Origin of the sequence: Listeria monocytogenes ATCC 19117, assembly GCF_000307025.1 — a bacterium.
GTDB classification, from domain to species: domain Bacteria; phylum Bacillota; class Bacilli; order Lactobacillales; family Listeriaceae; genus Listeria; species Listeria monocytogenes_B.
Window position 1 is genome coordinate 2,775,937 of sequence record NC_018584.1, and the last position, 21,398, is coordinate 2,797,334.

Below are 21,398 nucleotides of genomic sequence, written 5' to 3' on the forward strand. Positions count from 1 at the left end.
GAAGTATGTAATAATGGATGTAGAATATTTAAAGAATCGGAAGTGACTTACCATGCAAAAGACGAGAAAAGAACGTATTCTTGAAGCCTTACAAGAAGAAAAGAAAAACAAAAAAAGTAAAAAATTCAAAACTGGTGCAACGATTGCTGGGGTTACTGCCATCGCAACCTCTATCACTGTTCCCGGCATCGAAGTAATCGTTAGCGCAGACGAAACAGCGCCTGCTGACGAAGCATCTAAAAGCGCTGAAGCTAACACAACTAAAGAAACACCAGCAACGGCCACTCCTGAAAACACAACAGAACCAACCGTTGAAGCTAAGCAAACTGAAACAAAAGAACAAACAAAGACAGCAGAAGAAAATCAAGCTGCAGCGAAGCAAGTAGAAAAAGCTCCAGCTGAACCCGCAACAGTTAGCAATCCTGACAATGCAACAAGCTCTTCTACACCAGCTACATACAACCTATTACAAAAATCAGCACTCCGTTCGGGAGCAACTGTTCAAAGCTTTATCCAAACAATCCAAGCCTCTTCTTCCCAAATTGCAGCAGAAAATGACCTGTACGCATCTGTCATGATCGCCCAAGCCATTTTAGAAAGCGCCTATGGAACGAGCGAATTAGGCTCTGCTCCAAACTATAACCTTTTTGGAATCAAAGGAGCTTACAACGGCCAGTCTTATACAAAACAAACACTAGAAGATGATGGTAAAGGAAACTACTACACAATCACAGCTAAATTTAGAAAATATCCGTCTTATCACCAATCCTTAGAAGATTACGCACAAGTCATTCGAAATGGCCCAAGCTGGAACCCAAATTACTACTCCAAAGTTTGGAAAAGCAACACTACTTCCTACAAAGACGCAACGAAAGCCTTAACTGGAACGTACGCAACAGACACAGCCTATGCAACGAAATTAAATGACTTGATTAGCCGATATAATTTAACCCAATATGACAGTGGCAAAACAACTGGCGGAAACTCCGGAAGTACTGGTAACACTGGAAATTCTAGCAACACCGGAAACACCTCCAATGCAAAAATTTACACAGTTGTAAAAGGGGACTCACTTTGGAGAATCGCTAATAACCATAAAGTAACCGTCGCGAACCTAAAAGCTTGGAATAATCTTAAATCTGATTTCATTTACCCAGGGCAAAAACTTAAAGTAAGTGCTGGTTCCACTACATCGGATACGAATACATCGAAACCGAGCACAGGAACAAGTACATCCAAACCAAGTACAGGCACTAGCACAAACGCTAAAGTATACACAGTTGTAAAAGGTGACTCGCTTTGGAGAATCGCTAACAACCATAAAGTAACTATTGCTAACCTAAAATCCTGGAACAATCTGAAATCCGATTTCATTTATCCAGGTCAAAAACTTAAAGTAAGTGCCGGTTCTACTTCTAACACAAATACTTCTAAACCGAGCACAAACACGAATACATCCAAACCAAGCACAAATACGAACACGAACGCTAAAGTTTATACGGTAGCAAAAGGTGACTCACTTTGGAGAATCGCTAACAACCACAAAGTAACTATTGCTAACCTAAAATCCTGGAACAACTTAAAATCCGATTTCATTTACCCAGGACAAAAACTTAAAGTTAGCGCCGGAACTACTACAAACACAAATACCGCAAAACCAAGCACAAATAAACCAAGTAATTCCACAGTAAAAACATACACCGTCAAAAAAGGCGACTCTTTATGGGCCATTTCTAGACAATATAAAACAACTGTAGATAATATTAAAGCTTGGAACAAGTTAACAAGCAACATGATTCATGTTGGACAGAAATTGACGATTAAGTGAATGTAAAAAGCCTACCTCATGAGCGAGATAGGTCAGAAACTGCGGATAAAGCGAGAAATTGCTTTGTCTGCGGTTTTTTTATTAAATTAAACAGATTCTAATGACAATCTGAATAGCAGAGTCTATTGGTTATAATTCATTTATCTCGCATTGATAGTTTAAAGCATCTAATTCCCATTATAGATAAAAAAAGCAGGTAGCCCTTATCGCATACCTGCTTTTTCTCTGTTTTAAAAATGATGGAAACTTTCCACCGGCATTACAAACACGGTTGCGCCGCCAACTTGTACTTCGATTGGGTAAGGCACATACGTATCTACCGTCACACCTAAGGAAGCGGATGGTGTCATCATTTGTTCGCGTGCTTTACAGTTTTCCTTGATTATCGCTAGGGCATCTTCTACACGTTCATCTTCTGTACCGATGATAAATGTGGTGTTGCCTGCTTTTAAAAATCCACCAGTTGTAGCTAACTTGGTCGCACCGAAATTGCCTTTTGTAAGTGCGTCAGACAAACGGTTGCTATCTTGGTCTTGGACGATTGCAAATATCAGTTTCAAAGAAATCAACCCTTCCTAAAAATCTATCTTTTTTTCTATTATAGCAAACAAACGCCATTTTAAAGAGCGATATGCACTTGTGGCAAGGTGTTGAAGTCCCACTAGATGTTAGGCTAATTGTCGTAAAATGTCCGCTAAAATAGTTTCTGTGATTTCTTCTGGTGTCTTTGTAGCGTCCACTCGCATAAAACGTTCCGGGAACATGTTGATGACTTTTTCGTAGCCAGCTTGGACTTTTTCGTGGTAGGTAATATCTTCTTTATCCAAGCGATTGACTTCACGGCCCTTATTAGCGGCGATTCTAGCTAAACCGACTTCGGCAGGCACATCGAGATAGTACGTCCGGTCAGGCAATGTATCCTCAATCGCATATAAATTCACTTGTAAAACTTGTTCCATATTCATGTCACGTCCGGCACCTTGATACGCAAGAGAGCTATCCATGAAACGGTCACACAGTACTGTTTTCCCTGCCGCTAGAGCTGGACGGATTGTTTCAACGACATGTTGACGGCGCGCTCCCGCAATAAGTAGTACTTCTGTTTTTGGGTCCATTTCTTCATTGCCAATTCCGAGCACGATATTTCTTACTTTTTCTGAAATCGGGCTGCCACCTGGTTCGCGCGTTTTAATAAAATCAATGCCAGCTTCCGTCATTTTTTGATTAAGTAGTGTTCCTACTGTTGTTTTACCAGAGCCATCTGGGCCTTCGAGTGTAATAAAAATTGCTTTCATTTAGTAATTTCCTTTCCCTTTCGCGTCGCTTTCTGTTTGATTATAGCATAAATTAGCGGAATACACGGATGTAATTCTCGGCTAGTTTTTCGCCGCCTTGGTAGTGGCGTGTGCGAATGTTTTTTAGTTCGCGGATATGCTTTTCTGTGATGCTTTCTCCGCGGATGATTGCTGGAATTCCCGGCGGATAGAGCGAGATTGTTTCAGCCGAAACGCGTGTCGTAGCTTCATCTAGTAATACGAATTCGGTCGCGCGTGCGTGCATTTCTTCGTAAGTTAGCGCAAGACCTGACGCAAAAGGCGCTGACATTTCATATGGTTCTTTCGCGATTTCTTTTTTCACCGGAGAATGAATCCGGCTAATCGGCGTGAAATCAATCCCTTTTTTAATTAATGGTAAAATCAGTAATACCTGTGACTCATCGGCAAGCTCTGGGAAATAAGAACTTTCTTCAAAAATTGCTTGCAGTTCGTAGCCCGTGTAGCCTGTTTTGCGCACGATGATTTTAAGCGGATCATCTGGCAAAATAACGTCAAATTTATTCTTCGTCAGCCATTTAATCCATCTGGCACGCATTTTCCAAAAAGCTTCGACGTCCGCCGCTGTGTAAGTTGCCGCATATTTCCTCGCCGCATCAAGTGACGCCATAATTAAATAAGATGGGCTGCTCGTTTGGAATACTTGCAGGTAATAAGGTAGTTTTTCAAAAATCGGTAAATCATTCACCACATGTAAATAGGAACCCATCGTTAGCGCCGGCAACGTCTTATGCGCCGACTGAACAACCACATCCGCACCAAGCTCCACTGCACTTTTCGGAAATTCAGAACTTGTTAAAAAGTGGGCTCCGTGCGCTTCATCAACAAACACAACCGCACCAAAATCATGCGCAATGCGAATACATTTTTGCAAGTTAAAAGTCGTTCCATAATAGCTCGGATAAGTGAAAATACATAGTTTTATATCTGGGTGATTATGTAATGTTTCTTCGAGAAGTTCGGTTGTCACGCCACTCGCGACGCCAACTTCTTTGTTTGTCGCTGGGGTTAAGAAAATCGGTTCTCCGCCTGCCAGTTCGATTCCATGCAAGATTGATTTATGCGCATCTCTTGGCACTAAAACTTTCTCCCCGTGCTTCAACGTCGCCATAATAACCGCCAAGCTTCCTCCGCTTGTTCCGTTAACTAAAAAGTAGCTTTTTTTGCTTCCATAACATTCTGCAAGTAACTCTTCTGCTTCCAAAATCACATCTTCCGGGTGGTGCAAATCATCCATTCCAGTGATTTCTGTTACGTCCCATTTCAAAAATTTTTGCCATGCATCTGGATAAATGGCTCCACTTTTGTGTCCAGGAACATGGAGTGATATTGGGCAAGACTTAGCATGAGCATCTAACCGTTCCACTAAAGGCATTTTAGATTGATTCCTCATAACAATTCCCCTTTTCAAATTCTCTCCTTCATTGTACCATTTTGCTGGGTTTATGACACATTCTTGCAGTTTTAAAGCGTTTTCATTTTATAAGTTGTATAATAAAGACAGCAACTACGTTTTGACTTTCTAGTAAAGGGAAATTGAGGTAAGAGGACAATTTTAAAGGAGGTTTTTTGTCAGATGAAGAAGATTCTTAACGGTACTGATCAAGTAGTAGAACAGATGGTGGAAGGTTTAGTGAAATCGCATGCTGATGTTGTTCACCGTGTCGAAGGAACTCGCGTCATTGCAAGAAATGATAAACGTCCAGGAAAAGTCGGACTTGTAAGCGGTGGAGGTTCTGGTCACGAGCCGGCTCATGCTGGTTATGTTGGTCGCGGAATGCTCTCTGCGGCTGTATGTGGCGATGTTTTCACTTCCCCAACTCCCGACCAAATTTATGAAGGTATAAAAGCCGCAGATCAAGGCGCTGGTGTACTTTTAATCGTAAAAAATTATACTGGTGACGTAATGAATTTTGAAATGGCGGCAGATTTAGCAGATGCCGATGATATTAAAGTAGAACAAATTGTAGTAGATGATGATATTGCTGTTGAGGATAGTACTTTTACAACGGGACGCCGCGGTGTAGCCGGGACTGTTCTCGTGCATAAAATTATCGGGGCAGCCGCAGAAGCAGGCGCATCTCTTGATGAACTGAAAGCCCTTGGTGAAAAAGTAATTGCTTCGGTTAAAACGCTTGGTGTCGCACTTACTCCATGTACTGTTCCTGAGGTTGGACATCCTGGCTTTGAGCTTGGTGACGACGAAATCGAACTTGGCATTGGTATCCACGGTGAACCTGGCTTTACGCGTGAAAAAATCATGCCATCTGCAAGTTTAGCGAAGCAACTGTACGAACGGATTAGCAATGAAAGTAAACTCCTACCTGGAGATAAAGTGGTTGTGCTCGTGAACGGCATGGGCGCAACACCACTTATGGAACAATATGTTTTCGCAAATGATGTCCATGAACTTCTAAAAAATGCCGGCGTTCAAGTTGAAAAAACACTCGTTGGAGATTATATGACTTCTCTTGAAATGGCTGGTTTATCCTTAACCATTTTGAAATTAGAGGACGAAAAATGGGTTGATATGTTGAAACTCCCAGTGGACACAATTGCATGGTAATAAAATTTGGAGGAATGAATCATGACTTATGATAAAGATTGGGCGTTACGCTGGTTAAATGACTTCGGCGAACGCGTACAAGAAAACAAACAATTATTAAGTGATCTCGACCAAGCGATTGGCGACGGAGACCACGGTATCAATATGGCTCGCGGACTCGGCGAACTCAAAAAAGCTTTCACAGAAAAAGAACCCGCTGATTTAAAAGATGTATTTAAAACCGCTGGGATGACGATGGTCAGCAAGGTCGGCGGCGCATCTGGACCACTTTATGGAACAGCCTTTTTAAACATGAGTAAAGCGGTAGATTCAGAAACAATTGACGCGGAAGGCTTAACCAAAGTGCTTGAAGCAGGACTTGAAGGGATTGAAAAACGCGGTAAATCCCATGCTGGCGAGAAAACAATGATTGATGTTTGGGAACCGGTTGTAAATGCGCTTCATCAGGAAGATTTAACAGATGATGTTGTTGATGCCGCTTTACAAAAAACAAAAGATTTAAAAGCTACTAAAGGTCGCGCGAGTTATCTTGGTGAGCGGTCAATTGGTCACCTTGACCCTGGCGCTTACTCTTCTGCCCTGCTATTTCACGCAATGCTTCAAACGGAGGTGAGCTAACCCATGGCTAAACCTTATGGCGTTGTTATCATTTCTCATTCCAAAGATGTGGCAAAAGGCGTCCATGATATTATTAAAGAAATTGCCCCAGACGTCTCTATCACGCATGCCGGTGGAACAGAAGACGGTCGCATTGGCACAAGTTTTGATGCCGTAAATGAAGCGATTGAAAGTAACGAAGCTAATAAAGTCTACACTTTCTACGACCTCGGAAGCGCCAAAATGAATATAGAAACAGTAGAAGAAATCAGCGAAAAAGAAATTATTCTCTTTAATGCACCAATTTTAGAAGGTGCTTACGCTACTGCTGCTCAAGTTCAAATGGATGAAAAACCAGAAGTCATCGCAGCAAATCTTAAAACAATTGAAATTAAATAACTGAAAAAAATCCCTTTAGATGCAATTTGTCTAGAGGGACTTTTTTATTTAATGGTATAATTATTTAAAACAAATTCCCATTCTAAAAAGTTAGGATTTGAAACGATGAATATTTTAATTAAAATACGCGAACTAACCAATTTAACCAATAGTGAAAAAGAACTTGCGAATTATATTTTAGCGAACCCGAAAAAAACATTACAGTGCAAACCAAAAGAATTAGCTACTGCTGCCTTTGTCTCCGCTGCAACTATCTACCGTTTAATTAACAAACTAGGACTAAACGGAATCGGTGAACTGAAAATCGAAATTGCCTCGAGTCTCCGTGAAACAAATGAAGAAAAAGATTTAAATTACGATTATCCTATTTTGGAATCCGATACACCCTACCAAATAATGACCAACCTAAACCAAATATACAAAGGAACCATTGATGAAACATTAAACAACGCCGATCCAGAAGAACTTGTCAAAATTGGTGAAAAATTAATTCAAGCGAAAACCATTGATGTTTATGCGGCTTCCGCCAATTTATTTTTTGCTCAAAACTTCAAATTCCAAATGCAGGAAATCGGTGTTTTAGTCAATGTTCCTGAAGAAGATTATATCCAAAGCTTATCGGCCGCCAACAGCGATGAAAATCATATTGCCATCGTCGTCTCTTACGGCGGTCGGAGTCGGACGCTTCAAAGAGTCGTCAAAATCTTGTCCGAAAACAATGTCGATATTATTTTAATTACATCTATGCAAGACAATCCTTTAGTCGAATTTGCCACACACAAAATCTACATGGCATCCGCTGAGAACCATTACAACAAAGTCTCTTCGTTCTCAACACGCCAATCTTTACTAAGCATTTTCGATACGCTTTATTCCATTTATTTTAATCAAAATTACGAAAAAAACATTCAATACAAAACGACTAATTACCAAAAAATGAACACCGAATTGGAATGATTTTTCAAAAACACAGCCATTTTCCTTTCAAATTGAAAAAAAGCTCTCAATATGCGCCACATCTGATTTTTTCTTAATTTCTAGTGATACAATAAAGAAAAAAAGGAGCTAAACTTACATGACAACCCAAGCGATTATTTTAGATATTGATGGCACTTTATTGAACGACGACAAAAAAATCTCACCAGAAACAAAAAAAGCACTCATCACCGCGCAAGAGAATGGTGTTAAACTTATTCTCGCATCTGGTAGACCAACCACAGGAATGCACGTATATGCGGAACAATTAGAAATGGAAAAGCATCACGGTTTGCTCGTTTCATACAATGGCGCTAAAGTAGTTGATTGCGCGACAAGTGAAGAGTTATTCAACCAAGCACTTACTGTTGAAGAAGGAAAAGCCGTTTTAGAACACATGAAACAATTTGAAGTGAAAGTAATGATTGATAAAGAGGATTATATGTACACGAATGATGTATATGACTGCTACGTACCTTACCGCGGCGAAGTAATAAATATCGTTCAGTACGAATCTCGCGGTGGGAATTTCAAACTCTGTGAAAAAGATGATTTAGCCGCATTTTTAGATTATCGTCTAAATAAAATTCTCACAGCTGGCGACCCGGCCTATATGCAAGAAAATTATCAAGCAATGATGGCCCCTTTCAAAGATACACTTAATTGTGTCTTCACAGCTGATTTTTACTTTGAATTCACAGCTCAGGGCATTGATAAAGCCAAAGCACTTGATACCGTTTTAACACCGATGGGCATTCACGCTGAAAATGTTATCGCATTCGGAGATGGACATAATGATATTACCATGGTCGAATATGCAGGAACAGGAATCGCTATGCAAAATGCCGTCCCTGAATTAAAAGCCGCAGCAAGCTCTGTTACATTATCCAATAATGAAGACGGCATTGCGCACGTGCTAAACAGTTTAATCCCAAGTTAAGAAAAAAGGCTGAGTTTCAGCCTTTTTTACATTGCCTTCATATCATTGTTTTTCAACCGTTCATTTAGCTCATAAAGCGCCGTTTTATTACTATCCCACTCCAATAACTGAATAGCAGACTCATAAGAAACCCAGCGCAACTCGCTATGCTCTAAAGATAATGTAACCTGATATGAACAACTCGTTAAATCAATGGCAAAACAATATTCTGGAACAACATATGGTTTGTTAAATGAGAAATGAAAATTAGGGATGGATGCATGTGAATCCAAGCTATACATTTTAACATCGACATCCAAATTCAACTCTTCTATACTTTCACGTTTAGCAGTCTCTGAAATAGCCTCTTCATCTTCTCCTCCACCAGCTACAAACTGCCAAACATCTGCATCCGTTCTATGTAAAACACCAAACTGATAATTTGCTTCCGTTTTAATAAACGGTATAACTAAAACTTGAAAAGGTTGTCTCATTCACTCACGTCCTTTTGGAATTTATAAAAAAATCGCATTTCTATCCTTCATTCTACAGAAATTCTCCATTTTCTGGTATGCTTAAGTTAATAAACTAAAGTAGGAGGTAAATGAAATGATACTTTCTTTCTCGGATACATACAGACTGAACAATGGAATTGAAATGCCTAGACATGGTTTTGGGGTCTACAAGCTAACGGATGAAGCGCGTATGCGTACTGCGCTGGAAACCGCGGTGGATGTCGGGTATCGCTTGTTTGATACGGCTTCATTTTACCATAATGAAAAAGAGCTTGGAGACTTTTTTGCGTCAAGTGGCTTGAAAAGAGATGAATTTTTCGTAACAACAAAGATGTGGAATACAGAGCAAGGTTACGATGAAACGCTTCGGGCTTTTGAAAAATCGCAGAAAAAACTACAATTGGACAAAATTGATTTATATTTAGTCCATTGGCCAAAACAAGATACTTTTTTTGACACTTGGCGCGCTGTGGAAAAATTATATGACGAGGGACTTGTTCGCGCAATTGGTGTAAGTAACTTTGAAGCGCATCATCTGGACCGCCTGCGTACAAGTGCCAATGTGCTTCCAGTAGTAGATCAACTCGAAACGCATCCGCACTTTCCGAATCATCTTTTACACCGCTATTTAGAAGAGCTACATATCGTTCACCAAGCTTGGAGCCCACTTGGCCGAGGTGGCGTTTTACAAGAGCAAATCCTTATTGACCTAGCGAAAAAACACGGAAAATCACCTGCTCAAATCGTCCTTCGTTGGCATTTACAAAATAATATCTCCATTATTCCAAAATCAGAAACACCTTCAAGAATTAGAGAAAATGCAGCTATTTATGATTTTGAATTGTCAGAAGCAGATATGCGCCAAGTCGAGCGTTTAAATACTGGTGAACGTGTGAGCCACGCACCAGACGTAATGTATGTAAGATCAGAAATTTAGCCTAAAATAAAAATCTACTAAACCAATTTGGCTTAGTAGATTTTTTTATTTGTTTTTTAATTGTCTTGTACGTGCTTCTTTGAAAAGGTAAAAATAGCGAGCTTCTGCTTTCTTTTCCTCATATTCTAAATTAGGATCATATTCAAAACTTTTACGCATTAGAACTTTTTGTTTGTGCCACTTTTCTTGCGTGACTTCAATCAATTCCATCAGATAAGCATCATAGGATTTGTGTAGTTTACCAATCTTCTTGTTTTTCTTCCGACCAAACTTATTGCTTCTGGATTCCATTTTATCACCTCTGATTATACTTCTCTTCGTCCTTCCATTGCTTTTGAGAGCGTCACTTCATCCGCATATTCCAAGTCTCCGCCAACTGGAAGGCCATGCGCTATTCTAGTTACTTTTATGCCTGAAGGTTTTAATAAGCGCGAAATATACATCGCCGTGGCTTCTCCTTCAACATTAGGGTTGGTTGCTAAAATAACTTCTTCAATCGTGTCATCTTGCAAACGTTTCAGCAAATCAGGAATGTTAATATCTTCTGGTCCAATTCCATCCATTGGCGAAATTGTTCCATGAAGTACATGGTATAAGCCATGAAAATCACGCATTTTTTCCATTGCAATGACATCTTTGGATTCTTGTACTACACAGATAACACTTCGATCGCGTGACGTATCAGCGCAAATATAACATGGATCCTTATCTGTAATGTGACCACAAACGGAACAAAAGCTTAGGTTTCGCTTCGCATCAACAAGGGCTTTTGCAAAATCTAGCACATCGTCTTCTTTCATATCTAACACATAAAAAGCTAGTCGAGCTGCCGATTTTGGTCCAATTCCTGGTAATTTCATAAAACTATCTATTAATTTCGTTATCGGCTCAGGATAATGCATAATTCGTCTTCCTCTCACCTTCAAAATACAAATGTTTCACGTGGAACATTCTATTGAAAAATAGTTGAGACTCTTGTAAATAAGCCAAGAGTCTCAAACCAAACAATATTACATTCCAGGAATATTTAATCCTTGTGTGAATTTACCCATTGTTTGTGAAGTTGTATCTTCAATTTGTTTTAATACATCATTTGTTGCTGCAAGTACTAAATCTTGTAGCATTTCGATGTCTTCTGGATCAACTACTTCTTCGTTTATAACAACATCAGTAATGACGCGTTTACCAGTAGCTTTTACTGTAACCATTCCACCACCAGCAGTTCCAGTGAACTCTTGAGCTTCTAAATCAGCTTGAGCTTTCGCCATTTCCTTTTGCATTTTTTGCATTTGTTTCATCATACCTTGCATATTTCCCATTCCACGCATGAATAATCTCCTCTTTCTTCTATTGTTTTTTAATCTTTAATTTCAAGCAAATCTTCACCAACGAGTTTTGCGGCTTCTGCAACAAAAGGATCTTCCGCTGGTTTTTTAGCTTCTGGATTTGCGCCGTCCTCCGCATCGCCGTCGCTACCATGACTATGCAGGAAATTCTCTCTTACGTCAGCCCATTGATCTTCTGGGATACCAATAAAAGTATAATTTACTTGAGTCAGTCGGGCAATACTCGATGTGATGGTTTCAACAAAGTTCGGATTATCCATCGCCATTTGACAGTGAATCTCATGCTTAAATTTTAACACAAAAGTGTCCTGAGATGCAGCCACAGGTTCTGCGTCATTTAAAAGTGCTGCTTGAGATGCCATCAACATTGATAATAACTCGCCCCAACAACCACGGATTAACTGTAAATTCTCTTTCTTAGCCTCACCTAGCACATGGTTGATTTTACCAATAGGCGCTTTAAATTGCTTGCCGTTGTTGATTGCTTTTTTAGAACCACCGCGATTTTGGGTTGGTTTATCGGCTGGCGCTGCTCCAGCCCCGCTGGCAATTTGATTTTTCAGCGTTTGTATCTCTTGATGCATTTGCTCCATTTGACGTTTTAAGTCAGAGAGGTCGCTTCCAGAAGCTGCATCTGCTGGCACATTCCCGCCACCTGCAACTGATTGACTCGCCTGAGTTAACTGAACAAGCGCCACTTCCACATAAATACCCGGATGATTCGAGAAACGCATTTGTTGCTGAGCTGTATTTAAAATTTTCACGAACTCATACACTTTAAGTGAATCTGCTCGTTTTGCCAAAGCAACAAAATCATCATCAATCAAAGCTCGTTCCAGTGTTTCTTCCAGATTCGGCGCTTTTTGATACAGCAGCACATCTCTAAAGAATACGAGTAAATCTTCCACTAAGCGAACCGGGTCTTTCCCTTCTGCTAGCAGTGCTGTCAGCGTTGAAATCGCTTCTGCTGCATCGCCGTCAAACGCTGCACTTACTAGTTTTGTAAGGAGATTTTGAGCAACCGAACCTGTTATTTCTAGCGCGTCTTCCACTGTAACTTCTTCTGACCCGTAAGATATAACTTGATCGAGCAAACTAAGCGCATCACGCATTCCACCTTCAGCCGCACGCGCAACAATCATCAACGCTTTTTCATCATAAGGGATTTTTTCTTCTTCCAAAATAAATTTCAAACGACCAATAATATCTTGTGTCGTGATTCGTTTAAAATCAAACCGTTGTACTCTCGAAATAATCGTTAGCGGTAACTTATGCGGTTCTGTTGTTGCCAAAATAAAAATGACATGTTTCGGCGGTTCTTCCAGCGTTTTTAGTAGCGCATTAAACGCTCCCGTCGACAACATATGCACTTCATCGATAATATATACTTTATATTTCGCCACAGTTGGCGCATATTTTACTTTTTCCCGGATATCTCGAATTTCTTCAACCCCGTTATTACTGGCAGCATCGATTTCAAGAACATCTGGTATAGAACCGTCCGTCGTACCTTTACAAATCTCACATTCATTGCAAGGCTCCCCGTCATGGCCGTGTTCACAGTTAATCGCCTTCGCAAAAATTTTCGCCGCACTAGTCTTCCCCGTCCCCCGAGGCCCAGAAAATAAATAAGCGTGCGAAGTTTTATTTTGCACAATGGCATTTTTAAGCGTTTTCGTCACATGTTCCTGTCCAACAACATCCTGAAACGACTGCGGCCGAAAAACCCGATACAAAGCCTGATACGCCATCTGCCACTCTCCTTCACCTAAAACCATTTTAGTAGTTTTATTATAACGTATTGTTGAAGAAGTTTCAAAACGTTGTTTGTTTTGATCTACTTCTTCAATATAAATCTGAGCAAAGCGATGATTTAATCCTTACCAGAAGTTTCAAAACGTCCTGAGCCGGGCTAGCTTCAAAAACCACCACCACCAAAAATCAAAAATCAAACCCCAAAAAAAGAACCAGACCCCCGAAAAAGCCCGATTCCAAACTCTTACTGTTCACTTTTAGCAGCCAATTTCTCCTGCTTCTGCTTACTCTCATTAATAACCGAAAGCTCAATCGATTTCAGCAAGTTTTTTACACGTTTTTTACGGAAGAAGCCAAACATAAAACCAACAATAATATTATTCATTTTATTTAACGCTTTTTCCGTTTCGATTAATTCGTTATAGGTCACTTCGCATGTAGTTTCGCTAGTGGATTTTATCGTATACGTCGTCGTATGAGTGTTCACACGGCTGCTCGTTTCGAATTGATAAAGTTCGTTAGGTTGCACTTTAACAATTTTTGTTGTAGCAAGTGCGCCATTAGACATCGTACGTTGATATTTATATCCTTCTAACTTTCGTACTTGAAGCGTCTTACCAGTGGCATTTTTTACATCATAGATTGCTGAGCTAACTAGTGTATCAAAGCATTCTTTTTGGGATATATATAATTTCTGTGTGACATTCACTTTTTAATCGACTCCTTCTAATTCTTTTCTTTCTTATCTTTACGGATTTTTAGCACGATGAAAACACAGCCGATTAAAACAACCGCAAGTCCTGTAACTAGAAGAGGTACACTAGCCATCCCATCTTTTCCATAAGAGGGACTAAACATAATAATAATAAGACCTATACTAATAAGAAATAGTGCATTAACAATTTTCATTTTCAACCCACGCTAACTTGGAAATAGAGTACAGAACCTATTTCAGTTGCTTTTATAGTTTCTTTGGCGATTTTTGCTGCCTTTTCTTCGTCTTCAATATTTGTTTCAAAAGTAAGTTTCATACCTTTTTCGTCTATTTTTTTAAAAGTTACACCGTCTTTATCATATGTTTCAAGTAATTCAGTAATGTAATCTCGCTTCATTGGACAATTAAGAATAATCATTTAAAAAAACCTCCTTTTCTATAGTTTAACGTTATCTTTCGCTTCTTGCAATGAATAAAAATGGTGCAGGAATTCCTACATGATATACTGGCTAGGCACAATTTAGCTGCACCTAGCCAGAAACTTATTATTTTCTAAGCTTTCATCTCTTCTTCTGGTACACCAACGCGATTTGCGGTAATAACAAATGGTACCCAAATCAAGAACGCGACGACCATATTTATGAGTGAAATTACTGGTGCCATCCAATCTCCCCCGGTTGCTAAGAAGGAATTCAGAAGTGGCGGCATTACCCAAACTACTGCAATTTTAACTGGGCCGACAATGCCAAGTGTTGTTGCAAAGTAAGCGATTGTTACCATTACCATTGGCGCGATAAGGAATGGTATTAAGTAAATTGTATTTAATACGATCGGTAAACCAAACATGATTGGTTCGTTAATATTAAATATACCTGGTGCAAGAGACAATTTCGCAACTGTTCGTGCATCCGCTCGTTTCGAGAACATTAGTAATGCGATAATCAGTACAAGCGTACCGCCTGATCCACCCATCCATACATACGCATCGAAAGAACCACGTACCCATTCGAATGGTAATTTAGCGCCTTCTTGTGCCGCACTAATGTTTTGTAGTTGTGCTGTACCCCAAAGTGATTCTAGAACCGGAGCAAGTACGTTCGGACCATGAATCCCGAAGAACCATAGTAGTTGTACTAAGAAAGTAACTAGTAAAACAGCTCCGTACCCTTGCGAAAGTGATAATAACGGCTCTTGAATTGTTTTGGAAATCCAAGTAATAACGTCCATATTTGTGATTTTGAAGAATGCCCAGTCAATAATACCAACAACATAAAGTGCAACTAACGCAGGAATAATCGCCGCGAAAGCTTTACTTACAGCCGGTGGAACAGAATCTGGCATTTTGATAATAATATTTCTGCGCATTAATTTCGCATAAATAATAGTTGATATAAAACCGAAAATCATTGCGGTAAACAAGCCGGTACCATTTACTTGGCTTAGGCTAAAGAATCCGTAAATTCCAGCAAATTCTTTTGGTAAAGTAGCTACATCGAAATTTGCATTAGAAGCCGCAATCGCAGCTTTTACTGCATCTAAGCTTACAGTAACAGTTAAGTTCATAACAAAAGCAGCAAGAGAAACTAGCCCCCCAGCTAATCGATCCACTTCATATGCTTTTGATAAATTATACCCTAGTGAAAAGGCAAAAATAATTGAAACAATTGCTAATGTCCCATTGTATACATATCCATTAATCCCGATAAGTGGTTGCATCGCTTCCACAAATCCTGTCCATCCCCAGTCAGTTGGAAAATCCCTAAAAAACGCATTTAAAAGTACTGCAATTGACCCAGCCATAGTGATTGGCATTGTTGAAATAAAAGCATCACGTAATGCAACTAGATGTTTTTGTGAACCAATTTTCGCTGCTACTGGCACAAAATACTTTTCCAAAAATGCTGTTAATCCATTCATATTTTATCCTCCCGTAAACCTTTTTATTTAACACTCATCTTTTAAACAAAATATAATTTCTATGTATAAACTCCCTTTAAGTTTATCAGCTATATCTGTTTACTTTGTCCTAGTAATCCCCATTACTAAAACAAACCAGATGGAATCTTTGCATGACCTCGTGAAATTTTGGGAGCCCTCCTCTCCGCTTCATGATAAGGCTTACATTTAGATTCACCTTAATCTATTGCAATTTCCGTGCCAAGTACTAAATTTGGAAAAAACATCCTTTAATCTCTTGAAAGCCTTGTCTTTCTTGCCTTTAAACTTGTATTACACACATACAGAAAAAAACTGTGTAAGTAAGCGTTAACATTACACAGTTTACTAATTTATCCATTCTTCTTTCTGTGTTATAATGAGCATAAGCTAAGTAATACCAACAATTCGAGGTGATAAATATGGCAGTCAAACGAGATATGCCGGAAGAGTCGAAAAATAGTAAAGTTGTGAAAAAAGAGCATTTTTCGATTGTGTTTCCTGATGATATAAAAGAACCAAAAAATGCGAGTGAACAAAAAAAGCAAGATGTTGAAAAGAAAACAGATGATAATTAATAAAAAAGAGCATCCGCGGGGATGCTCTTTTTTATTTAATAGAGAAGATAACCATTTCTTTATCCTCATCAATTCGGACATTTACGTCCATGCCTAATTTATCTTTAAAAAGTGCCGTAATATTTAGATAGTCATCATAGCTACCGATATCACTTTTTTCGTATCCTTGTAGAATTGTCGGCTTGATACGCACAATGTAATCATCATTTGATGTTTCTTCAGGATTATAAGTATAGATTTTCTTACCATTCTTATCAAAAAAGTCATATGTTGCATAGGATTCATTGTTTGTGATATACACATCTTTTTGTGTAACATAAGCATTATCGGCCACGCTGTAGTCAATCAAACCTGCGTAATATTTATTGGTAGATGGTTCATTAATTTCATATTGTTTATAAGCTAGTCGGAATAAGTAATCAATATTGTAGTAACTATTCACGCGGAAATAGAGATTTTTATCTTTGGATTTTTTATCTACGCCAATATCTGTCGCACTAATTGGGAAGACTTCATATAATTTGCCGTCTATTTCGTAAGCTACTTCATACTTATCAAACACTTCTTGGCGCTGAAAAAAGCCAAACATAATTGCTAAGATTACGATAATTCCTACGAAAACTGCGACGATTAGAGCGGGCAGCCATTTCTTTTTTGATTTTAGTTGTTGCATTATTTTCATCCTTTGTCATGAATTGCTTTACTATTTTATATTGTACCAGTTTATGAATCATTATACATTATTTTTCTGAGGATAGGGCTGATTTGTAGAAAAAAGACTACTCTGCGCTAAGCAAAATAGTCTTTTATATATTTAAAATTAGTGTCGCGCACCTCACATCGACATGCAATCATCTGCGTTACCCTGATAGTTAGCTCGGGCCAGGCGACCTCGCGGCACATGAGAAGCACTGCTTAATGCTGCTTCCTTCCGGACCTGACATGGTTCACAGGTTCCCATTGCGCAAGACCCAACCTTCAACACCACTTGTCAAGGGCAGACCAAACAATTACGATGCCTCAAATGAGGAATTCAACCCCGCTAGAGCGGATTGCGGGTTACAGGGCGCCGCTACCTCCCCGTCTAGCACGACAAATTTGCTACCAATAATTAAATGCCAAATAAAAATTATTTAGCGCAAACTCTGAAAAGAGCTCAATTACTAGTGTACCTTTTTCATCTAAAAAGTGCAAGCGGGAACACGGAAATATTTTTTAACGTAAGTAAACACTCATGATTGCTGCGATAATCGTACCAACTACACAAATACCTACTAATGTTAAAGCTATCCATACTATTTTTTTATTCATGGTTTTCTCCCCCTCGTCATCACTTTTCTTTTAGTGATTATATCATGAAATCCAAAATTTAGCTGTTAATATCAAACTTCTTTTGCCAACTATTTAATTGGCTGTAGCTCGACATTAACTGTGTGGTTACTTGTTTAAAAATCAGACGTAATTCCGCGTATTTAAGGACGTTCTCACTTGGATGATATACCGCTTTAATAGGCAGTGTATGTTTTAGATTAAGATCCTTCAAAATCCCTAGTGATCGCATACCAATAATCGCTGCTCCTAAACTTGAGCCTTCTATCGTATGCGGAACACGTATTTCTCGGTTCAAAATATCCGCCAGAAGTTTACACCAAGCATCATGCGCTGAAATCCCGCCTGTGACATAAATAATATCATCTGGAGCCGAAACCGCCTCATAAACTTCTGCAAGATTAAAAGCAACACCTTCCAAAATCGCACGAATAAAATGGGCTTTTGTATGATTAATCGTCAGCCCAACAAAACCTCCTCGAATATCATTAGTCCAAAATGGTGCACGCTCGCCTAACAAATATGGCTGGAATAAAAGACCCGCAGCGCCCGGAGGAACTTCCTCTATTTTTGCAATAAAGCTTGCGAAATCACGCCTACTAATTTCAGCTTCAGAGCCAAATTGTTGCAAACCCCACTCGACTACTTTTCCACCATTATTCACTGCGCCGCCTGCGATAAAGTAGCCATCACCAGCTCCGTAGCAAAATGTCCGACCACGAGAATCTATTTGGAATTGATTGGTAAGTTTGCGAACTGCACCACTTGTGCCTACTGTAATCGTAACATCATTTTGGCCGGTCGCTTGAATACCAATATTAGCTAGCGCCCCGTCACTCCCCCCTACAATGAATGGTAAATTTTCTGGGATTCCCATTAATTCAGCATATTCTTTTTTCACGCCAGTTAATTGATATGTTTCTGGTACAACTTTTGGCAAAAAATCAGGAGTCAATTTGACAATTTCCATTGCTTCAAATTCCCAGTCGTGCTCCATAATGTTATATAGTCCAGTCCCCGATGCTAACGATTCATCCATCACCCAAACACCAAATAATCGGTATAAAATATAGGATTTAATATCAACAAATTTTTCTGTGCGTTTAAATAAAGTAGGCTTTTCCTCCTTCAACCAGCAAATTTTGGCAAAGGGGCTCATAGGGTGTATCGGCGTTCCTGTGGCCTCATACAGTTGGAATAAGTAATTATCCCTTTTTACTTTTTCAAGCGTCTCACTGCTTCGTCCGTCCGCCCAAGTGATACATTCAGTCAAAAGCTCTCCATTACTTCCAACCATAATTAAACTATGCATCGCAGAACTAAACGAAATCCCCGCTAATTCTTCTTTATTCACATTTTTCATCACAGCTTGAATAGATGATAAAACTGCTTCGAAAATTTCCGTGGGGCTCTCTTCCGCTTTCCCAGTTTCATCCGTTATTAGTTCATAATGCGTCGCCTGCCGGAAAATCACTTCTCCTCGTTGATTAAAAAGTACTGCCTTTGTGCTTGAAGTTCCAATGTCTACGCCCATTATGTATGGTTTACTCGTCAAACAATTCACCCCGCGTTTTCGTTTCTTTTTATTATACGTCAAATAGAAGAAAATTTGGGGCTAGGCTACTTAGCTTTTTTGCCAAACAAAAAAGCTAGAGAAATTCTCTAGCTTAATTTATACCGTAAAAAGTTTTTATTCGGCTTTCTTCACCTAACACAATAAGTGTATTTTTATCCGCGAATTTTAGCACTTCTTTTGTATTGGCTTCACTTTGAGCGACGCAACCTAATGTGTAATTGTATTTCGGTGAATCAACATGGTAAAACACAGCCGATCCTTTACCTTTTACACGTTTAGCGTTGTATTTCACTTCCATTCCGTATTTGTACTGCGGAATCTTCATTTTTTCATCTGCAGAACTAGAGGAATTGCGTTCTTGCCAAGTGTTATAGGATTTGTCGTTAGAGTTAGAAATCCAATAACTTCTATTAGTAATCGCTCTGAATGTCAGCTTCGTACCAGGATTACCCTTTTGCCCAAATGCAATGCCTGTACGATAAACGCCAACTGGAGTTCCAGAACTTTTTTCAGAGAACTTTGGATCAAATCCCCATTTGCCAATATGACTGGTAAAATGACGAACTTCATACCAATTTCCTGCACTATTTTTTTGGAAAAAGTAGGTTGTTGCGGTAGTATTCTTTGGTTTTGTGGTGATGATTGCCTTTTTACTGTTCCAAAGAGCTGGAACGGTGTCAGCAATTGTTGGTTTGCCGACATTCGTAAAGGCACGCGAGTCAATCCATCCGATTGTAGTATTTCCTAGCTTACAATAATACCATTTAGCTCTTGCTGTTTTTCCTTCGCGCGTAATAATCAACGTCTTCTTGTCGTATTTCTTAGCTGAACCGAGGTACTTAACACTACTACTCGTTTTGTACATCTTGCTATTAATACCATCATTTCGTTTTGACTGATTTACTACCCCTTTTAGATTAACTGCTTTGTCATAAATGATTTTTTCGTAGGATGCTGCTTCGGCATTAAAGGAGTGACCAAGTAGGCTAACCATTAAAACAATAATTAAACCGCTTAATAACTTCTTCATTATTCGCTCCTTATTTTTGAGTTATTCCCTATAGCAATTAGTTTATTTTTTACGTTTCCTAAGTAATAACACTGCCACAAGAATAACTATAACACCCGCTACCACGAAAATCCATTCTGTACCTTTGTCACCTGTGCTTGGCAAATCTGTTTTGTCATCTTTTGTAACTTTTGTAACATCAGCAGGTTTTGCTGTTGCGCTTTTGACCGCGTTCTTTGTTTCGATTTTCTTCACTTTATCTGGAGCTGTTACGACTGCTTCATTTTGTTTTTTCGCTGGGACTTGATAGGTTACTTCTTCACTATAATTACCCGATTCATCAAAAGCATATGCAGTAATTTGTTTTGGTGTTGTCGCCCATTCTGCATAAAAATAACCATCTTTATCCGCAGTTGTTGTTCCTTCTCCAAAGTTTTCATCTGCCGGAGAACTCATATATACACTAGCGAATGGTTTTGTTTTACCTGTGAAAATTTTTGTTTCTAAATCAAAATTCATATCTGTAATAGTCAGTTGGGCCGTTTTTTCTTTGACTAAGTAATTGAGTTTGACTGCTGTTGTTTTGCCGTCTTCACTATCTCCAAGGAGCGTGACTTCTTGGATACCTGTTTGTGCAGTACTTAGTTTAGAATTGGCTGCTAAGCGATAATTGGTTAGTTTTGTATCGGTGTAATCAGTTAATGTTGCGGTGAAATCTTTGAGATCAATCTTACTATTTTGTTCATACGAGTAAACTTCTTGAGAATCGGTAATATCTATCGTTGTTTGAACTTTGCTTTTTTGCGATGTTGTTACAGTCGTGTCTTTTGTCGGTACTGCTGGTTCTGGCTTTTCTTCAGTAATTATGTTTTCAGTAGTATCTGTTGTTTTTTCTTCTGTAGGTGTTGAATTGTTACCATTTTCATTTGTTTCAGCGCTTGCTGCCAATGAGAATGGAATGATTAGACAAGTTACTAACGCAGTAAGCACTAGCCCGTGGAATTTTTTCATAATAAATTCCCCTTTCATTTTGCTTAGTTTAATAATAAGCAGAAATGTGATGAAAGTCAATTTTAAATTACAAT

At 39.1% G+C, this 21,398-nt stretch carries 24 protein-coding genes and 1 other RNA gene; 8 read left to right on the forward strand and 17 right to left on the reverse strand.

Annotated features, from left to right (window positions below; genetic code table 11):
* The first annotated feature begins 52 nt into the window (after positions 1 to 52).
* Positions 53 to 1,828, forward strand: coding sequence for a 1,4-beta-N-acetylmuramoylhydrolase (locus tag LMOATCC19117_RS13775; protein WP_003734235.1), 1,776 nt, complete (start codon positions 53 to 55; stop codon positions 1,826 to 1,828).
* 230 nt (positions 1,829 to 2,058) lie between these two features.
* Here the strand turns inward: LMOATCC19117_RS13775 and LMOATCC19117_RS13780 are convergent, their stop codons facing one another.
* The 3 genes from LMOATCC19117_RS13780 to LMOATCC19117_RS13790 form a co-directional block, all read right to left on the reverse strand.
* A complete protein-coding gene (locus LMOATCC19117_RS13780) occupies positions 2,059 to 2,388 on the reverse strand; it encodes a cyclic-di-AMP receptor (RefSeq protein ID WP_003722052.1) in 330 nt (109 codons plus the stop codon).
* A gap of 108 nt (positions 2,389 to 2,496) precedes the next feature.
* Positions 2,497 to 3,123: a dTMP kinase gene (gene tmk, locus LMOATCC19117_RS13785; RefSeq protein ID WP_003722053.1), complete on the reverse strand. Its 627-nt coding sequence runs from the start codon at positions 3,121 to 3,123 to the stop codon at positions 2,497 to 2,499.
* 52 nt (positions 3,124 to 3,175) lie between these two features.
* Positions 3,176 to 4,555, reverse strand: a complete 1,380-nt coding sequence (locus tag LMOATCC19117_RS13790; RefSeq protein ID WP_003727667.1) for an aminotransferase class I/II-fold pyridoxal phosphate-dependent enzyme — start codon at positions 4,553 to 4,555, stop codon at positions 3,176 to 3,178.
* Between the two features lie 183 nt (positions 4,556 to 4,738).
* Here LMOATCC19117_RS13790 and dhaK1 point away from each other — a divergent pair, with 183 nt between their 5' ends.
* From dhaK1 to LMOATCC19117_RS13815, 5 genes are all read left to right on the forward strand, one after another.
* Positions 4,739 to 5,728, forward strand: coding sequence for a dihydroxyacetone kinase subunit DhaK1 (gene dhaK1, locus LMOATCC19117_RS13795; RefSeq protein ID WP_003727666.1), 990 nt, complete (start codon positions 4,739 to 4,741; stop codon positions 5,726 to 5,728).
* Positions 5,729 to 5,749: 21 nt separating this feature from the next.
* Positions 5,750 to 6,346, forward strand: a complete 597-nt coding sequence (gene dhaL1, locus LMOATCC19117_RS13800; RefSeq protein WP_003727665.1) for a dihydroxyacetone kinase ADP-binding subunit DhaL1 — start codon at positions 5,750 to 5,752, stop codon at positions 6,344 to 6,346.
* A gap of 3 nt (positions 6,347 to 6,349) precedes the next feature.
* Positions 6,350 to 6,724: a dihydroxyacetone kinase phosphoryl donor subunit DhaM1 gene (gene dhaM1 / locus LMOATCC19117_RS13805; protein ID WP_003724997.1), complete on the forward strand. Its 375-nt coding sequence runs from the start codon at positions 6,350 to 6,352 to the stop codon at positions 6,722 to 6,724.
* 105 nt (positions 6,725 to 6,829) lie between these two features.
* Entirely contained in the window at positions 6,830 to 7,681 is an 852-nt protein-coding gene (locus tag LMOATCC19117_RS13810) for a MurR/RpiR family transcriptional regulator (protein WP_003724998.1), read from the forward strand.
* Between the two features lie 118 nt (positions 7,682 to 7,799).
* Positions 7,800 to 8,639 carry a Cof-type HAD-IIB family hydrolase gene (locus LMOATCC19117_RS13815; protein WP_003734234.1) on the forward strand — a complete coding sequence of 280 codons (840 nt, stop codon included), beginning with the start codon at positions 7,800 to 7,802 and terminating at the stop codon, positions 8,637 to 8,639.
* Positions 8,640 to 8,665: 26 nt separating this feature from the next.
* Here the strand turns inward: LMOATCC19117_RS13815 and LMOATCC19117_RS13820 are convergent, their stop codons facing one another.
* Entirely contained in the window at positions 8,666 to 9,112 is a 447-nt protein-coding gene (locus LMOATCC19117_RS13820; protein ID WP_003734233.1) for an NUDIX hydrolase, read from the reverse strand.
* Positions 9,113 to 9,227: 115 nt separating this feature from the next.
* Here LMOATCC19117_RS13820 and LMOATCC19117_RS13825 point away from each other — a divergent pair, with 115 nt between their 5' ends.
* A complete protein-coding gene (locus LMOATCC19117_RS13825; protein ID WP_003734232.1) occupies positions 9,228 to 10,070 on the forward strand; it encodes an aldo/keto reductase in 843 nt (280 codons plus the stop codon).
* 45 nt (positions 10,071 to 10,115) lie between these two features.
* Here the strand turns inward: LMOATCC19117_RS13825 and LMOATCC19117_RS13830 are convergent, their stop codons facing one another.
* The 8 genes from LMOATCC19117_RS13830 to LMOATCC19117_RS13865 form a co-directional block, all read right to left on the reverse strand.
* Positions 10,116 to 10,361 (reverse strand): YaaL family protein, encoded by a 246-nt coding sequence (locus LMOATCC19117_RS13830; RefSeq protein ID WP_003725002.1) that lies wholly within the window; start codon positions 10,359 to 10,361, stop codon positions 10,116 to 10,118.
* Between the two features lie 14 nt (positions 10,362 to 10,375).
* The gene (gene recR, locus LMOATCC19117_RS13835) at positions 10,376 to 10,972 is read right to left on the reverse strand and encodes a recombination mediator RecR (protein ID WP_003722062.1); all 597 of its coding nucleotides are present in this window, start codon (positions 10,970 to 10,972) and stop codon (positions 10,376 to 10,378) included.
* A 108-nt stretch (positions 10,973 to 11,080) separates the two neighbouring features.
* Positions 11,081 to 11,398 carry a YbaB/EbfC family nucleoid-associated protein gene (locus LMOATCC19117_RS13840; RefSeq protein ID WP_003722063.1) on the reverse strand — a complete coding sequence of 106 codons (318 nt, stop codon included), beginning with the start codon at positions 11,396 to 11,398 and terminating at the stop codon, positions 11,081 to 11,083.
* A 29-nt stretch (positions 11,399 to 11,427) separates the two neighbouring features.
* Positions 11,428 to 13,167, reverse strand: coding sequence for a DNA polymerase III subunit gamma/tau (gene dnaX, locus LMOATCC19117_RS13845; protein ID WP_003734231.1), 1,740 nt, complete (start codon positions 13,165 to 13,167; stop codon positions 11,428 to 11,430).
* A gap of 248 nt (positions 13,168 to 13,415) precedes the next feature.
* Positions 13,416 to 13,880, reverse strand: coding sequence for a DUF3284 domain-containing protein (locus tag LMOATCC19117_RS13850; protein ID WP_003722065.1), 465 nt, complete (start codon positions 13,878 to 13,880; stop codon positions 13,416 to 13,418).
* A 17-nt stretch (positions 13,881 to 13,897) separates the two neighbouring features.
* Positions 13,898 to 14,080: a DUF3188 domain-containing protein gene (locus LMOATCC19117_RS13855; RefSeq protein ID WP_003727657.1), complete on the reverse strand. Its 183-nt coding sequence runs from the start codon at positions 14,078 to 14,080 to the stop codon at positions 13,898 to 13,900.
* 2 nt (positions 14,081 to 14,082) lie between these two features.
* Positions 14,083 to 14,304: a hypothetical protein gene (locus LMOATCC19117_RS13860; RefSeq protein ID WP_003722067.1), complete on the reverse strand. Its 222-nt coding sequence runs from the start codon at positions 14,302 to 14,304 to the stop codon at positions 14,083 to 14,085.
* Between the two features lie 134 nt (positions 14,305 to 14,438).
* Entirely contained in the window at positions 14,439 to 15,803 is a 1,365-nt protein-coding gene (locus LMOATCC19117_RS13865) for a PTS sugar transporter subunit IIC (protein ID WP_003725004.1), read from the reverse strand.
* Positions 15,804 to 16,243: 440 nt separating this feature from the next.
* Here LMOATCC19117_RS13865 and LMOATCC19117_RS13870 point away from each other — a divergent pair, with 440 nt between their 5' ends.
* The gene (locus tag LMOATCC19117_RS13870; protein ID WP_003722069.1) at positions 16,244 to 16,399 is read left to right on the forward strand and encodes a hypothetical protein; all 156 of its coding nucleotides are present in this window, start codon (positions 16,244 to 16,246) and stop codon (positions 16,397 to 16,399) included.
* 31 nt (positions 16,400 to 16,430) lie between these two features.
* Here the strand turns inward: LMOATCC19117_RS13870 and LMOATCC19117_RS13875 are convergent, their stop codons facing one another.
* The 5 genes from LMOATCC19117_RS13875 to LMOATCC19117_RS13895 all read right to left on the reverse strand — a co-directional run bounded on the left by LMOATCC19117_RS13875 (position 16,431) and on the right by LMOATCC19117_RS13895 (position 21,324).
* Positions 16,431 to 17,072 (reverse strand): hypothetical protein, encoded by a 642-nt coding sequence (locus LMOATCC19117_RS13875; protein WP_003725005.1) that lies wholly within the window; start codon positions 17,070 to 17,072, stop codon positions 16,431 to 16,433.
* 153 nt (positions 17,073 to 17,225) lie between these two features.
* Positions 17,226 to 17,492, reverse strand: an RNA gene (ffs, locus tag LMOATCC19117_RS14915) — signal recognition particle sRNA large type.
* Positions 17,493 to 17,768: 276 nt separating this feature from the next.
* Positions 17,769 to 19,283 (reverse strand): gluconokinase, encoded by a 1,515-nt coding sequence (locus tag LMOATCC19117_RS13885; RefSeq protein ID WP_003743164.1) that lies wholly within the window; start codon positions 19,281 to 19,283, stop codon positions 17,769 to 17,771.
* 112 nt (positions 19,284 to 19,395) lie between these two features.
* Positions 19,396 to 20,334: a GW domain-containing glycosaminoglycan-binding protein gene (locus tag LMOATCC19117_RS13890; protein ID WP_003725008.1), complete on the reverse strand. Its 939-nt coding sequence runs from the start codon at positions 20,332 to 20,334 to the stop codon at positions 19,396 to 19,398.
* Between the two features lie 42 nt (positions 20,335 to 20,376).
* A complete protein-coding gene (locus LMOATCC19117_RS13895; protein ID WP_003734229.1) occupies positions 20,377 to 21,324 on the reverse strand; it encodes an LPXTG cell wall anchor domain-containing protein in 948 nt (315 codons plus the stop codon).
* Positions 21,325 to 21,398: the final 74 nt, after the last annotated feature.

Excerpts from the sequence above, each read along its gene's own strand:
- LMOATCC19117_RS13815 (WP_003734234.1), top strand. The coding sequence starts at position 7,800 with ATGACAACCCAAGCGATTATTTTAGATATTGATGGCACTTTATTGAAC.
- recR (WP_003722062.1), bottom strand. The coding sequence starts at position 10,972 with ATGCATTATCCTGAGCCGATAACGAAATTAATAGATAGTTTTATGAAA.
- LMOATCC19117_RS13890 (WP_003725008.1), bottom strand. The coding sequence starts at position 20,334 with ATGAAGAAGTTATTAAGCGGTTTAATTATTGTTTTAATGGTTAGCCTA.
- LMOATCC19117_RS13855 (WP_003727657.1), bottom strand. The coding sequence starts at position 14,080 with ATGAAAATTGTTAATGCACTATTTCTTATTAGTATAGGTCTTATTATT.
- dhaL1 (WP_003727665.1), top strand. The coding sequence starts at position 5,750 with ATGACTTATGATAAAGATTGGGCGTTACGCTGGTTAAATGACTTCGGC.
- dnaX (WP_003734231.1), bottom strand. The coding sequence starts at position 13,167 with ATGGCGTATCAGGCTTTGTATCGGGTTTTTCGGCCGCAGTCGTTTCAG.
- LMOATCC19117_RS13810 (WP_003724998.1), top strand. The coding sequence starts at position 6,830 with ATGAATATTTTAATTAAAATACGCGAACTAACCAATTTAACCAATAGT.
- dhaM1 (WP_003724997.1), top strand. The coding sequence starts at position 6,350 with ATGGCTAAACCTTATGGCGTTGTTATCATTTCTCATTCCAAAGATGTG.
- LMOATCC19117_RS13895 (WP_003734229.1), bottom strand. The coding sequence starts at position 21,324 with ATGAAAAAATTCCACGGGCTAGTGCTTACTGCGTTAGTAACTTGTCTA.
- LMOATCC19117_RS13840 (WP_003722063.1), bottom strand. The coding sequence starts at position 11,398 with ATGCGTGGAATGGGAAATATGCAAGGTATGATGAAACAAATGCAAAAA.
- LMOATCC19117_RS13870 (WP_003722069.1), top strand. The coding sequence starts at position 16,244 with ATGGCAGTCAAACGAGATATGCCGGAAGAGTCGAAAAATAGTAAAGTT.
- LMOATCC19117_RS13865 (WP_003725004.1), bottom strand. The coding sequence starts at position 15,803 with ATGAATGGATTAACAGCATTTTTGGAAAAGTATTTTGTGCCAGTAGCA.
- dhaK1 (WP_003727666.1), top strand. The coding sequence starts at position 4,739 with ATGAAGAAGATTCTTAACGGTACTGATCAAGTAGTAGAACAGATGGTG.
- LMOATCC19117_RS13860 (WP_003722067.1), bottom strand. The coding sequence starts at position 14,304 with ATGATTATTCTTAATTGTCCAATGAAGCGAGATTACATTACTGAATTA.
- LMOATCC19117_RS13830 (WP_003725002.1), bottom strand. The coding sequence starts at position 10,361 with ATGGAATCCAGAAGCAATAAGTTTGGTCGGAAGAAAAACAAGAAGATT.
- LMOATCC19117_RS13825 (WP_003734232.1), top strand. The coding sequence starts at position 9,228 with ATGATACTTTCTTTCTCGGATACATACAGACTGAACAATGGAATTGAA.
- LMOATCC19117_RS13790 (WP_003727667.1), bottom strand. The coding sequence starts at position 4,555 with ATGAGGAATCAATCTAAAATGCCTTTAGTGGAACGGTTAGATGCTCAT.
- LMOATCC19117_RS13875 (WP_003725005.1), bottom strand. The coding sequence starts at position 17,072 with ATGCAACAACTAAAATCAAAAAAGAAATGGCTGCCCGCTCTAATCGTC.
- LMOATCC19117_RS13820 (WP_003734233.1), bottom strand. The coding sequence starts at position 9,112 with ATGAGACAACCTTTTCAAGTTTTAGTTATACCGTTTATTAAAACGGAA.
- tmk (WP_003722053.1), bottom strand. The coding sequence starts at position 3,123 with ATGAAAGCAATTTTTATTACACTCGAAGGCCCAGATGGCTCTGGTAAA.
- LMOATCC19117_RS13775 (WP_003734235.1), top strand. The coding sequence starts at position 53 with ATGCAAAAGACGAGAAAAGAACGTATTCTTGAAGCCTTACAAGAAGAA.